Annotated in this window: 13 protein-coding genes; 7 read left to right on the top strand and 6 right to left on the bottom strand. The window is 37.6% G+C overall.

The features are described from left to right. Positions 1–7 precede the first annotated feature (7 nt). The 4 genes from KKC46_16320 to KKC46_16305 all read left to right on the top strand — a co-directional run bounded on the left by KKC46_16320 (position 8) and on the right by KKC46_16305 (position 4353). Complete coding sequence (locus KKC46_16320; protein MBU1055365.1) at positions 8–610, top strand: RlmE family RNA methyltransferase; 603 nt, start codon at positions 8–10, stop codon at positions 608–610. Between the two features lie 9 nt (positions 611–619). After that, positions 620–1357 (top strand): YebC/PmpR family DNA-binding transcriptional regulator, encoded by a 738-nt coding sequence (locus KKC46_16315; protein MBU1055364.1) that lies wholly within the window; start codon positions 620–622, stop codon positions 1355–1357. A 49-nt stretch (positions 1358–1406) separates the two neighbouring features. Then, entirely contained in the window at positions 1407–2462 is a 1056-nt protein-coding gene (locus KKC46_16310) for a histone deacetylase (protein ID MBU1055363.1), read from the top strand. Between the two features lie 310 nt (positions 2463–2772). Next, positions 2773–4353 (top strand): AAA family ATPase, encoded by a 1581-nt coding sequence (locus KKC46_16305; protein ID MBU1055362.1) that lies wholly within the window; start codon positions 2773–2775, stop codon positions 4351–4353. Between the two features lie 12 nt (positions 4354–4365). On the opposite strand, the gene KKC46_16300 is transcribed toward KKC46_16305, so the two are convergent. The 3 genes from KKC46_16300 to KKC46_16290 all read right to left on the bottom strand — a co-directional run bounded on the left by KKC46_16300 (position 4366) and on the right by KKC46_16290 (position 6752). Beyond that, positions 4366–4572, bottom strand: a complete 207-nt coding sequence (locus KKC46_16300; GenBank protein MBU1055361.1) for a hypothetical protein — start codon at positions 4570–4572, stop codon at positions 4366–4368. 137 nt (positions 4573–4709) lie between these two features. Further along, a complete protein-coding gene (locus KKC46_16295; GenBank protein ID MBU1055360.1) occupies positions 4710–6035 on the bottom strand; it encodes a DUF1015 domain-containing protein in 1326 nt (441 codons plus the stop codon). 117 nt (positions 6036–6152) lie between these two features. Then, positions 6153–6752 (bottom strand): class I SAM-dependent methyltransferase, encoded by a 600-nt coding sequence (locus KKC46_16290; protein ID MBU1055359.1) that lies wholly within the window; start codon positions 6750–6752, stop codon positions 6153–6155. 433 nt (positions 6753–7185) lie between these two features. Between KKC46_16290 and KKC46_16285 the strand changes: the two genes are divergently transcribed. After that, entirely contained in the window at positions 7186–8616 is a 1431-nt protein-coding gene (locus KKC46_16285) for a diadenylate cyclase (GenBank protein MBU1055358.1), read from the top strand. A gap of 1 nt (position 8617) precedes the next feature. On the opposite strand, the gene KKC46_16280 is transcribed toward KKC46_16285, so the two are convergent. Both KKC46_16280 and KKC46_16275 read right to left on the bottom strand, forming a co-directional pair. Continuing rightward, positions 8618–10006 (bottom strand): UTP--glucose-1-phosphate uridylyltransferase, encoded by a 1389-nt coding sequence (locus tag KKC46_16280; protein ID MBU1055357.1) that lies wholly within the window; start codon positions 10004–10006, stop codon positions 8618–8620. 44 nt (positions 10007–10050) lie between these two features. Further along, positions 10051–11121 carry a branched-chain amino acid aminotransferase gene (locus KKC46_16275; protein ID MBU1055356.1) on the bottom strand — a complete coding sequence of 357 codons (1071 nt, stop codon included), beginning with the start codon at positions 11119–11121 and terminating at the stop codon, positions 10051–10053. 510 nt (positions 11122–11631) lie between these two features. On the opposite strand from KKC46_16275, the gene KKC46_16270 reads away from it, so the two are divergent. Then, positions 11632–12429, top strand: a complete 798-nt coding sequence (locus KKC46_16270; GenBank protein ID MBU1055355.1) for a YkgJ family cysteine cluster protein — start codon at positions 11632–11634, stop codon at positions 12427–12429. 71 nt (positions 12430–12500) lie between these two features. On the opposite strand, the gene dapA is transcribed toward KKC46_16270, so the two are convergent. Further along, positions 12501–13535, bottom strand: coding sequence for a 4-hydroxy-tetrahydrodipicolinate synthase (dapA, locus tag KKC46_16265; GenBank protein MBU1055354.1), 1035 nt, complete (start codon positions 13533–13535; stop codon positions 12501–12503). Between the two features lie 117 nt (positions 13536–13652). On the opposite strand from dapA, the gene KKC46_16260 reads away from it, so the two are divergent. Beyond that, entirely contained in the window at positions 13653–14273 is a 621-nt protein-coding gene (locus KKC46_16260) for a tetratricopeptide repeat protein (GenBank protein ID MBU1055353.1), read from the top strand. The last annotated feature ends 46 nt before the right edge of the window (positions 14274–14319 follow it).

Here is a 14319-nt window from a genome sequence, read left to right as displayed (position 1 = left end):
AGAGTATATGAAGCGTTTATCCCCTAAGGCAAATAAATGGGAAGATCATTATTCCCGCCTGGCTAAAAAGGAAAATTATCCTGCAAGATCGGTTTATAAACTACAGGAAATTCAAAGCAGATATAAGCTAATAAAAAAAGGGGGCAGGGTTCTTGATCTGGGCTGTTATCCCGGTTCCTGGACTGTTTATGCTTCTTCTCTTGTAGGCGAAAAGGGAATTATAGTAGGAGTCGACTTAAAAAAGCTTGAAACAAATAATTTATCTAATGTCATAGCTTATCAGGCAGATATCCTTGATATAGATGACAAAACTCTTTTAGCAATAGGAAAAGATTTTGATGTTGTAATAAGCGATATGGCACCTGCTACTACTGGAAACAAAAATGTGGATGCTGTAAGGTCTTATGATTTATGTGTAGCGGCATTAGAAATAGCAACAAAAGTTCTTTTGTATAATGGTGCATTTTTATGTAAAATATTTCAGGGCGAAGATTTTAATAATTTTTTGGAAATGGTAAAAGCTGTATTTAAGTCTTATAAAATTTTTAAACCGCAGAGCAGTCGTAAATCCAGCAAAGAAATTTATATAATTGGTTTGGGTAAAAAATAGGAGGTTGGTATGTCAGGTCACAGCAAGTGGTCTTCCATAAAGCACAAAAAAGGCGCGGCAGACGCAAAGCGTGGGAAAGCATTTACTAAGATAATAAAAGAAATTACGGTTGCAGCACGAATGGGGGGAGGAGGCGATCCTAATTCAAACCCAAGACTAAGAACGGCAATGCTTGCTGCAAAGGCAGAAAACATGCCCAAGGAAAACATCGAAAGAGCCATTAAAAAAGGAACGGGCGAACTTGAAGGCGTAAGTTATGAAGAAATCACTTACGAAGGATATGGCCCATCCGGAGCAGCGGTTTTGGTTGAGTCTTTGACGGACAATAAAAACAGGACGGTTGCAGATATACGCCATATTTTCAGCAAAAGCGGTGGAAATCTCGGTGAGAACGGTTGCGTGGGCTGGATGTTTGAAAAAAAGGGGTATATTACTGTATCAAAAGAAAATGTGAGCGAAGAAACTATTATGGAAATCGCACTTGAAGCAGGTGCGGAAGATATAAGAGAAGATGTTGAAGTATTCGAAATTATCACAGCTCCGGATGATTTTGAAACGGTAAAAACCGCTTTAGATAATGCTTCTATCATTTGTGAGGAGTCGGAAATAACCATGCTTCCCAAAACCACAACAAATCTTGAAGGTAAAGATGCGGAAAAAATGATAAGACTTATGGAAACTTTGGAAGACTCTGACGATGTCCAAAAAGTATACACAAATGCGGATATCCCGGAAGACATGACATGAAACCTCGGTGTAATAGCTAATTGACTATTATTTCTTAAGGACATTGCCCATGCTTAAAACAGGAATAATCAAAGATTCTCTTTATCTTGAACATATCGCAGATGATTATCATCCCGAAAGTCATCACCGGCTTGAAGCAATTTATGAAATGCTTGAAGAAAAAGATATGGCGGGAAAGTTTGTCGATATAAAGCCGCGCGATGCCACAAGAGAAGAGCTGGGATATATACACACGCCCGAATACATTTCAAGAGTGGCTTCTACTAAAACAAGGTCAAGAGTAATGCTTGATCCGGATACTTATACTTCTCCAAGATCATGGGAGGCGGCTTCCCGTGCTGCCGGCGGTTTTCTGGAGCTGATAGATAAATTGATGCAAAATAAGATCGATAACGGATTTGCTTTTGTAAGACCTCCGGGTCACCATGCAGAGTATGATCGGGCTATGGGTTTTTGTCTTTTCAATAATGTTGCCATAGGAGCAAAATACGCTATCGAAAAATATAATCTGGAGCGTATTCTTATAATAGACTGGGATATTCATCACGGCAATGGCACTCAGCGATCTTTTTATGATGACCCAAAGGTACTCTATTTTTCCACTCACCAATACCCCTACTATCCTGGAACAGGCGATTTGAATGAGTTGGGAGATGGTAAAGGAGAAGGGTTTAATATAAATGTACCCCTTTCGCCGGGTGCCGGTGATGATGAATATGCCGAAATTTTTTTAGATATTTTAAAGCCGATCACCCTGGAATACAAGCCTCAGTTAATACTGGTTTCTGCGGGATTTGACACTTACTTTGATGACCCGCTTGGAGGAATGAGAGTTACCCCCCAAGGTTTTGCCCACCTTGCAAAAATTATATTAGAGCTTGCCGAAAAAGTCTGTGAAGGAAAAGCGCTTTTCATACTGGAAGGCGGTTACAATCTTAATGGCCTTCGTGACTCGGTAAAGGCTGTATTGATAGAGCTTCTGGGCGAAAACAGTCTTTTTAAAGGAAGGGCTTTACTTGATGAAAAAATCGATAGCAATGCAATATCCTCAAGGATCAAACAGGTCAAAATTGCTATTAAGCCTTTTTGGCCCGACATTATTTAAAGATTTTGTAAAAAGCTCCTAAACCGTTATGTAGTATAACCACATTTGGAATTTACCTGAAACCAAAAAGCGTAAACCATGTACCCGGTCTAAAATGTAATCGATGTTATTGCTGCACACTACTCTCAAATTCCCCCTTATAAAAGGGGGACAAAGGGGGTTGTATAAAATTGAAAGTACTACCAATAAAACTCTGCTACTAAACAACCCCCTACACCCCTTTGTTAAGGGGGAATTTAAAGACTTTCCTTTCTTCTTGCGAAAATAGTCAGAGTGAGGGGAATACAAACAGTGTTACTAAGGTTATCTGTTGGAATCAATTGAATTACTATACAGCAAAAAACCATCCTCCGGTTTAATTTTGGCTTTGATGAATCCGGTTATATACGATCATGCGGTAAATGATTGCCATCTGATCGAAACGCATGCCTCATGGATTATCCTCACAGGAGATTTTGCTTATAAAATCAAAAAGCCTGTTAACCTCGGTTTTCTTGATTTTTCTACCCTTGAAAAAAGGCATTTTCTTTGTAAAGAAGAACTTCGCCTAAACCAAAGACTTGCACCGCAAATGTATCTGGAGCTTGTAACTATTACTGGTACACCGGAAAAACCTGTTTTAAATGGAACAGGAAAGCCTGTTGAGTTTGCTGTAAGAATGCTTCAGTTTCCGCAGGAAGTGCAACTTGATCGCATGCTGGCAAGCGGTGAAATCGGAACTTTTCATATTGATACCATTGCCCGCTTGGTTGCTGATTTTCACAAAAAGACAATGGTTGCCTCAAAAGACAGTACTTACGGAGACCCGGAACACATCAGAAAACCTGTTGAAAATAATTTTATTCAAATTAATAAAAATAGAAAAAAGGCTGAACATCCCCTGAGCAATGAATTGGAAGCCTGGTGTAAATCCTTTTTTGATGAGCTTAAGCCTGTTTTTATAAAGCGCAAAGCCGAAGGATTTATCCGTGAATGTCACGGAGATATGCATTTAAGAAACATCGCCTGGATAAATAATACACCTGTAGTATTTGATTGCATAGAATTTGATCCGGACCTTAGGTGGATTGATGTGATAAGTGAAATTGCATTTCTTGTCATGGATTTTGAGGCACGTATGCATCCTCAACTATCAAGACGCTTTTTGAACGTTTACCTGGAAGAAAGCGGAGATTATGCAGGTGTTAGGGTTTTGCCATTTTATCTGGTTTACAGAGCGCTTGTGCGTACCAAAATAGCTGCAATAAGGGCCGGGCAACAGGATATCAGCGAAGAAGAAAAAGCAGAAGCCGAAAAAGAGTTCTTCAATTATCTCCAACTTGCAAAGAGTTCTTCTAAAATATCTGCTCCTAAACTTATAATCACCCGCGGACTGTCAGCATCGGGTAAAAGCACGATAACTATGCAACTACTTGAGCAAATGGATGCAATCCGCATACGTTCAGATGTTGAACGCAAAAGAATCTTTGGGATAAGCCGGAAAGAAAGCATTGAGACAACTTACTGTCAAAATATATATAGTCCTGAGGCGACAAAAAAGACTTATGATAAACTTGCCGGGCTTGCAGAAAAGATATTGGATACCGGTTATCCGGTGATTGTTGATGCGGCATTTCTTAAATTTGAAGAACGTGGGAAATTTAGAGAATTGGCGGAAGCAAAGAAAGTACCGTTTATCATTCTCGAATTCTTAGCCACACATGATACTTTACGTCAGCGAATAATAAAGCGTGAAAAAAATGTATCTGATGCCGACCTTTCAGTATTGGAACAACAGATTGCAAAATGGCAGCCGCTTGACAAAAGAGAAAAAGATCGGGCAATTACTATAGATACCGAAACTCCTGTTGATATCATGCTGCTCGCAGAAAAGGTAAAGGACTTTTATTAAAGGCTTTTCTTCTTATTTCATTACTCCGGATATATTTGCAATTATTTCAGACGCAGCGCCACTTTTCCAAAAATATAAACCTGCACCAAGAACTATGAACGCTATGACATAGAACACACGATTCTCACCAATACTTGCAGTGAATACTTTTGTTAAATTATAGATCATCAGGAATACTACTATTGCTGTAATTATATTTACGGTATTAATATATTCCATGCGTAGCTCCTTGTTATAATATATTTTATTCATTATTCTCAGTTCTCATATAATAGGGTAAATGCGGACAAACCCCGGCCAAATGAGAGCAGAAGAATTATTCTCCGGTAATAAGCAAGAAGTATTTAGAGCCAAAGTCAAAAAAGTTTATTCAAAACCTGGCCTGTTATAACCTTTGGATAGAAATATGTTGATTTTCTCGGCATAATCAGGCCTTCCCCGGCAATTCTTTGTACCTGTTCTATCTTTGTGGGATTTAATATAAAAGCAATATCGTATTTGCCGGAAATTGTTTTTTCCATTGCTTCTTTATCGGAGCTTGAATAAGAAATAAGATTTTCATTATCTAAACCTGTTTGATCAAATCCAAGGACTTCGGTAAGAATAAGCCTTGTAAGTACTGTTACATCAAGATCCATAAGAGATTCGGATAATTCATCTCCAAACAATTTCTTCATAATTCCCGTTTTAGTAGAGAGAATGTAAAAATCATTACTGCTTTTCAGAAGTACTCCGATTTTATTTTTTGGCTCTTCCGATCTTAGTGATGAGATAAATTGATCTTTTGCTTTTTCAATATCATTAGTATCGGTTGCAATTGTTGTAATATCAAAATACTCCGAGGCCTTTTGCACAAAGCCGGAAAGGGTTTTAGCATCTACGCCGCTTAACAAACGGTGAGCCGGCAGTATAATCATTCCGGGATCTTCCATACTACAGATAAACATCATTATAAAATTGGCAGGATGTGTTGGTGAAAACTCAGGATTGTTTTTTGATACCCACTCCTTGTAGTTTAAAGCAGTTTCATACCGGTGGTGTCCATCGGCAATATAAAGAATTTTATCATTAAAGGCTGATGTAATACTTTCCTGTATATTAGCATCGGTTATTTTCCAAAGTCTTTGACGGTGACCTTTGCCATCTGTGAAATCAAAATCTGCAGAGCTTTCGGAAGCTTTCTTTTCTATAATATTAAGGGCGTCAATTTTACCTGAATACAGGGAAAAAATCGGGCTGAAATTGGCATGACAGGCTTTCATAAGTTTTAGTCGTTCCGACTTGGTCTTTGAATAAGTTTTCTCGTGAGGAAGGATAATTCCCTTTTCGAAAGGCTCAAGACCAACTAAGGCTGTAAGACCAAAACGCCTGAACATTTTGCCTTCAACCATAAAATCAACAGCAGTAAGATAATAAGCAGGACTTTTATCTGTAATAAGAGTTTCTTCTAAAAGCCAATTGTTAAAAAAAGCCGCTGCCCTTGTATAGCGGCTATTTTCTTCATTATCTTCCTTTGTTTCAGTGCCCAGAATAAGGCGGATTATGTTTTGAGGATGTTTGTTATGAAAATTTATCTGTTCTTCTTTAGAAATAACATCATACGGAGGTGTTGTAACATCTGCCAAATCGCCGATCTTTTCCGGGTTGTAAAGAATCCCACTGAAAGGGATTACATTTGCCATTTTTATTTTTCCTTCCCTGTTGATTGATAAAAGAATTTACGGAACTGATACTAGAAAGAATCTGACTGTTCAAGCAAAAGATTTTCAAAATATGCCGGTGAGATAAAAAAAGGAGTATTATTTTTTGATAATTAACCATATACCTCCTTGTTCTGCAATTTTGCATTTGCTTGTTAATTCCGAATCTTTTACAATCTTTTCCAGTTCTTTTATGCTGATCCTTCGTCTTCCCAAATTATCATTTAATCTGCGGGATTCATCAGCAATTTCGTCTATTATCTTTTGCGGAGTGTCTTTTCCGAATCCACCGCCCACAAAGGCCATGCCTCCGGGTTTTAAAATGCGAAATATTTCACCAAGAAAGTTATTCTTTTCATTTAAGAAAAAAAAGGCTCCTCTTAATATTACCAAATCAAATTGAGCATCATCAAAGTCAAGGTGATTGAACTCCGTTTGCTTAAAGTTTATTTTATGGCAGCAGCCGGAAATTGAAATCTCCTGTTTTAAATATTTCAGCACTTCCTTTGAATTATCTGCAATTGTTATATTAAATTCAGGGTATAATTTTAATAGCTCAACCGAAATACCACCTGAAAAAGGGCCGAGTTCCAAAACTTCTCCACTGTTTTTCAGATAGCTTTCCATTAGTTGTGAAACAAGGTATGGATATATATTTATCCAAAGGTCGTTTACCTGCTTAAGTTCATTAATATCCATATGAAATATATATGGATATTAGTATATTATGTCAATAAGAAACCGGTTCCGGAGTCCAAGGATACGATTCCCATATAGAATTATAAAATTACTGCAATTTTATAATTTCTTGTTGATAAATCTAACTAACTGCTATAATTTAATTTTGATTACTTGCCCTGTTAGAGAGCGATGAGAATTGAACATTTCAAAGGCATTGAGGCCTGGCAACCGGCTTGTGAATTTACTCAAAACGTTTACCCATATGACTCCGGTATTTATATATGAAGGGTTCAACGCAATCAACCGTGAACCGTGAACCTTGAACCGTGAACTTTGAACCGTGAACCGTGAACTTTGAACTTTGAACCTTGAACCTTGAACCGTGAACTTTGAACTTTGAACCTTGAACCTTGAACTTTGAACCTTGAACCCAATAACCTGAATAATAACTATGTATAATTATTTTTCATTTTTTTCAACAATCGGGTGGCAGGATGTAGTTGATATTATATTAAACAGCTACATCCTGTTCAGATTCTATATCCTTTTTCGAGGAACAAACGTTTTTCGGGTTCTTATAGTAATAGCCTTTCTCTGGTTTTTCCAGAGGATAGCTTTTTCTTTAGAACTTATAATAACTAGTTGGGCTCTTCAGGGCATTACCGCTGTTGCAGCGCTTATAATTATAGTTGTTTTTAGAAATGAAATCAGAACTGTATTGCAGGCAAAAAATTTAAAGTCATTTTTATGGGGTTTTCCACAAAAAACATCTATAACACCTGTCGAAATAATTTCAGAAAGCGCTTTTGAACTGGCTAATAAACGTATAGGAGCACTGCTGGTATTTCCTGCAAAAGACGATCTGGAAGAATATGTAAAAGGCGGTTTATCATGGCGCGGGGTTATTTCCAAAGAAATGATAATGAGCATTTTCTGGCCCAACAACCCTGTGCATGATGGTGCTGCAATACTCAGAAAAGATAGAGTTGCAGAGGTATCCTGCATTCTCCCTCTTTCACACAAAAATAATCTTCCTTCACATTATGGAACAAGGCACAGAGCAGCACTTGGACTGGCTGAAGCTACCGACGCAATGGTTATAGCCGTTTCCGAAGAAAGGGGCACGGTTTCCGTAGCTAAAGATTCCGGAATACATCGCGTTAATCGAAAAAAGGATCTTGAGCGTATGCTTATGGAGCATATGGGCGACGCTCCAAAACCTGATAATGATAAGCGCAAGGAAAAACTTGAAATATTCTTTGCAGCTCTTGTTTCATTTCTTTTTATTGTGGGAGTATGGTTTAGTTTCTCAAGAGGTTTGGAAGCCCTTATTAATATTGAAGTGCCTGTTGAATATATGAATCGCGATTCAGAATTGGAAATTATGGATACGTCGGCAAATTCTGTTATTCTCAACATGGGGGGTTCGGATTCTCTGATTAAATCAATCCGGCCTGAACAATTAAAAGTCAGAATAGATCTGGCAAAAGCAGCTGCCGGAAAAAGCTCTTACCTGCTAACAGATAAAAACGTAACTCTTCCGCCTGGAATAGTACTGAAAAAAATTAATCCATCAGCCATTAAAGTTACACTTGGAGCTTCTGCAATAAAAGAATTACCGGTAAAGGTTGTTTGGGCAGGAAAACTTCCGAGTAACTTAATGCTTGATAATGTCAAAATTATTCCGGATAAAGTCAAGGTGGTGGGTGTAAGGCGTACTCTGGATGGGATTAAAACTGCAAATACGTATAAGGTTTATCTTAACAATATTAATGAATCAGGAGCAACTACCGTTAAACTTGCTCTTAGTCCACCCTCTCTAAAAATTGCGCCAGGCTCAAATGATATGGTTACCGTGGAATATACTGTCAAAACAAAATAAATCAAAATGTTATATTGTTATCAATAACCGAATTCCTTTCCACTAGTACAGGTGTATTACTTGTATTGTTTATTGATATATTACCAGTAATTTTTACATCTTTTTCAAAAAAAACATCCCCAAGTATTGACAAAGATTCACATTCTACTAAGGAGGGTACTCCTTCTTTAAATCTGTCATCAAATTGATCTATTTTGCCATAATACCTGGAATCAAGGTTTATTCGAATTTCAGGAAGTTTTCTTTCAGGGTTATAAACTAGTTTTTCATCTCTGATCATATAGCAATCAGATCGTACCGCAAGCAGGTCACTGCATTTTTTAACAGGAAAAAATCTTGTCCTCGGAACCCTTACTGCATTTGCTCCGTCAAAAAGAGAAATTGCAGAACCCATAGCGGTTTCTATCTGATATACTTCAGGACTGGTCTCGTTTCTTGGATCCAAAGTTTTCGGGTTCAAGATTAACGGAAGATAAACAAATCCTTTTTCTCTAATAAGTTCTTTCAAATATACTATGTTTATCCAGATATTGTTTGTATTAAAAAAACTGTAACAACTTATGTCTCTAAAAGCATCCAACTCACTATCAATACATTGTGCCGCCTCGCGCAAAATAAGATGACCGTTTTTGTGTCTTGCGATGTGCCCGCCTTTTAAATCAGATTGGGTTCTGTCTGATACTTCCATCAAAAAAGGGAAATTGTTTTGAGCAAAATAGCCCAAAATAGCTTCATCAACTGTAGCTCCCAGGTTATCGGAATTTGAGATAAAAGCGTATTTTACTCCTTGCATGATTAGTTGTTCAAGCACTCCTGAAGTATAAAGAGCGGCATAAATATCTCCATGGCCGGGCGGGTTCCATTCCATTTTGGCGTTTTCCGGCCAAACCGCAGGGCCAAAGCTATTGCGAAGTATTTTTGGGTACTTATGCTGAAGAAACATAATGGGCAAGACAGGTAAATCCATTTTCTGTAAAGCATCAGATGTATCTTTATCGGTTCCGAAACTGTTCATAAAAGCAAGTTTTATATTACTTTTTTCAGCTTGCTGTACTATTATGTCAAGGAATGTTTTTCCTTCTCTTACTTTAATAAGTGATTTGGCTTTGCTTAAGCCCATACTTGTTCCCAGGCCACCGTTTAACACTATCCTGACAGTATTGTTTATCGCTTTTTTCCCCGAAACCGAATATCCGGATAAATCATTTGAATAAACGATTTCATTTTCCCTCATACATTCAATATCTTTGTCATATATTATACCTGTTTCACCATTTATAACTTTATGGTAATAATACAAAAAGCTATCAACAACCATCCGGGGTAGTTTTTCGTTTTCTAATTTTTCGATAAAAGATGCGATATGGTTTTGTGTGTCAGGAATTTTCACCTATCTTCTCCATAAGTTTCTACAAGTTATACTTGTCATGAACTTTAAGAGGCAATTGCTTGATCAATCCACCCCATAGTATCTTTTTCTTTTCCATACTGAATACCTGTTAAAGCTTTAAACAGCTTATTGGCTATAGGGCCGACTTTCCCATCCGAAACCGTGATAATTTTATCTCCATATTTTAGCTCTCCGACAGGAGAAATTACTGCTGCGGTTCCGGAACCGAACACTTCTTTAAGTTTTCCCGCGGTATGAGCTTCCATGACCTCATCAATACTTATCTGGCGCTCAACCGTTTTAATTCCCCAGGATTTGGCAAGAGCAATAACCGAATCCCTGGTGATTCCTGAAAGAATGCTGCCGTTTAAAGCAGGTGTTATTATTTCATCATCAATCACAAAAAAGATATTCATAGAACCAACTTCTTCAATATATTTCTGCTTAATGCCGTCCAGCCATAAAACCTGGGTATAGCCTTCTTTATGGGCTGCTTCGCCTGCATAAAGACTTGCTGCATAGTTTGCGGAAGCTTTTGCTTCGCCCAGACCACCGCGAACAGCTCTGACATGATCTTTGCTGACAAGGATTTTAACAGGGTTAAAACCTGCCGAATAGTAAGCACCTACAGGTGAAAGAATAATAAATAAACGATAGGTATAAGATGCCCGCACTCCCAGAAAAGGATCCATAGCAATAATTGTAGGTCTTATATACAAAGAAGTGCCGGGAGCATCCGGAACCCAATGCTTTTCAATGTTTAATAATTGCTTAAGTGAATCCAGAAGAAATTCTTCATCAACTTCAGGTATGCAAAGAAGCCTGCATGATTTATTGAAGCGTTTAAAATTATCTTTTGGCCTGAAAAGCAAAATTGAACCGCTATCGGTACGATAAGCTTTTAAGCCCTCAAATATGGATTGGCCGTAATGAAGCACCATTGTTGATGGGTCCATATTAATCGGCGCATAAGGTTCTATCCTTGGGTTATGCCATCCTTTTTCAGGACTATAATCCATGTTAAACATATGATCGGTAAATATTGTTCCAAAACTAAGAGCAGAGCTGTCGGGAATCGGCTTTTTTTTCTCTGCTATTTTTATAGATAGTTGCATTTAAACCTCCAATAATACGATATATTAAATCAAATACAAAGGCTAAAAGCTTGTCTGTATTCAGTTTGTGCTTTATCAGATATCCGGTTTGCCCAATTGTCAACCATAAAAACTGGTGCTTTTTAATCCAAATATCTTAACTTGTTGATACAGCAAGATTATGCTTTAAATCAAGAACTAAGTTTATCCAATAAGCACATTTGCCTGTAAATTAATAAATATTGCATCATCATAGCTTGATGGGCTCATAGAATATATGTATAAATCCAATATGGAAAGATAGACGATTTTTGTTTTGCTTAAGGTATGCAACCTGCCTCTTTCTTCAAGAGAGCTTTGAAAAGCTGATTATTGGTTTTTTACTTTCGAAATGAGGAAGGGGTATTTTGATTTTGAAAATATCAAACGCCTTGACAGGTTAGCCTTATAAGGTTAGTTAGACTAAAAAATAAGCATAAATCTGTTTTTACAAAATAAATATTGATTTCGTATTATTAAGGATACAACTCGATGGATACAGAAAACAACATGGAAAGCATAGATCCTGTCAAGTACAGCCTGGACAGCAAATTTCAATTCAGATGCCACAGCAAGCTTGAATGTTTTACCAAATGCTGTAGAGGTATAACTATTATTTTAACACCTTATGATATAATAAAACTGAAAGACATTCTTTCTCTTTCTTCAGAGGAATTTTTGGCAATATATACAGAGCCACAGCTTCTTGAAAAAACTGATTTGCCTATTGTAACTCTAAAGCTTCTTGATGATGAACAGAAATCCTGCCCATTTGTAAGAGATGACGGGTGCCTTGTATACACACACAGGCCCACTGCATGCCGGTATTATCCTGTGGGAGTGGCCTCTCTTAATTTTAAAGAAGATTCTGATGAAGACGGATTCTATTTTTTTGTAAAGGAACCGCACTGTTTGGGGTTTGAGGAAGAGAAGGAATGGACAATTGCAGATTGGCGTATTGATCAGGGAGTTGATATACATGATAAAATCAATGCCGGATGGGCTGATTTAATAGTAAAGAAAAGATCATTTCCGAAAAACATCATGCTTACGGAAAAAACCAAAAGCATGTTTTTTACCGCATGCTATGATGTTGATAAATTCAGGAGGTTTATTTTCGAAAGCTCATTTTTGACCCTTTACAAAATTGATGATGCAACTGCTGAAAAAATCAAAAAAGATGATGTAGCACTTATTGAGTTTGCATGCGGCTGGCTTGACTCAATCTTGTTTAAAGGTGAAAAGTTCAAGACAAATGAAGAAGAAGTGGCACGAAGAGCAAAAAAATAATTATTTTTGCTGCAATCATTGATAATGATGGACTCTCAATGAGTCCATCAAATAGTCAATAATATTTATAGCTAGTAACTTTGATAACAAAGGTCTTTAGCAACCGCATTATCTTTAAGTCTTTTCTCTATATTGATATCAAAAAACTCTTCTACCGGCTTAAATATTTCCGGATTATTGGTTTGTATATTGCGTAATATCCCAATAACCTTCTCAAACCCGTTTAAGGTCAATTTCCCCAAAGGCCTCCTGCAACCTCCGGAAGGCATTCCAAGGATTGTCATTGCAGCCTTGATGGCAAGGGGGTTTCTTGCTCTGCAAACTACATCTCCGTAAGGAGTCTTTTCAGTAGTTTTGACTGTAACAAGTTCAAATAAAGGATCAAGAGCAGTCTTTATTTTCTTTGCTTCAGCCTTATTGCCTTGAATCAAAGCTTTTACCATTAAAACAACAGCTTTTGGTGCAATATTGGATATAACGGAAATAACCCCAGCCGCATTTATTTCCGGATCAGTCATCATATCATAAGTTAAACCATCATCGCCGGAAAGTATTTTATAATCAGCTCCGCAACACTTTCTTGTTTTTTTCATATTATCCAAATTGCCTGTTGCTTCTTTTACTGTGTTGACATTACTGTGTTCCCTGAAAAGAATTGCTAAATCTTCGGGCAGCAACTGGGCCCCGGTTCTTCCAGGAATTACATATGGTATAATATCTATATCAGGAAAAGCGGAAGCAACAGGTTCTATATATTCTTTGCGTATTTCAAGAGAGCTGGGTCCATTGTAATAAGGGTCAACAAGCAATACGGCATCAACTCCGACATTTGCGGCATGCTTTGTTGCAGCAAGGGCCTCTTTTGTATTATTGCTGCCGGTCCCGGCAATACACATACATTTGCCTTTGGATTTTTTTGTAACTTTTTCTATAATTCCGTTGTGCTCATCCCATGTCAGAGTTGGGCTTTCGCCTGTTGTCCCAACGGCTAAAATTCCTGTTATTCCATTTGTAATCTGGAAATCAATAAGTGTTGAAAGACCCTCATAATCTACAGAATCATTTGTAAATGGTGTCACAAGGGCGGTAAAGCATCCGGTAATCATAAAATCCCCTTCATTTCTGTTATTCATAATGTCTGTTTGCCTTTTTACTTGACAATCTTCTTGACAATCTTACTGTTGCATAATAACCCCTAATAAAAAAATCTCAAGGATATAATTATGGTACAAGCAAAAAATGTAGAAGAATATATTGATATGCAGAGAGCGGCTATCGCATCAAACCCTGAATGCGGGACGTCTCATTACAATCTTGCTGTAGCTTTGATCGGGCAAAAAAAATATGACGAGGCAGAGGCAGAGCTGCAAGAAGCTATTGGTTGCAGCCCCAGTCTGGCTGAAGCCTATGTGCAGCTTGGAGGTATTTGCTTGCAGCGTGGCGATCTTGACGGTTGCCTGCATTATAACACTCAGTCAATAAATTCACGGGCAGGCTTTTCCGAAGGTTATGGAAATATAGGTTTTATTCATCTCCAGAAAGGTGACCTTGATAAAGCTATCGCAGCTTTAAAAAAGGCTATTATATATAACTCGAATTTTTTACAGGCATATACAACACTTGCTAATGCCTACCTTATGAAAGGCCTTGTTTTAGAAAGCATAGCAGCAAGTCTGAAAGCTCTTGAAATTGAGCCGGATTTTGCGATCGCCCATAATAACCTCGCAATATCTTATATGCAAAATGATCAATTTGATAAAGCTATTGAACATATTGATATAGCAATAAAACTTGGATATGCTGTGGCACCGGAAATTATAAAGGAACTTGAACAATACAGGTAGCCACCCATTGTCGAAAAGTTTAAATCCACTAGAGCCACTTCCAAAA

The organism is Pseudomonadota bacterium (genome assembly GCA_018817425.1).
In the GTDB taxonomy this organism is placed as follows: domain Bacteria; phylum Desulfobacterota; class Desulfobacteria; order Desulfobacterales; family RPRI01; genus RPRI01.
This window is presented reverse-complemented; position numbering and strand designations above follow the sequence as displayed.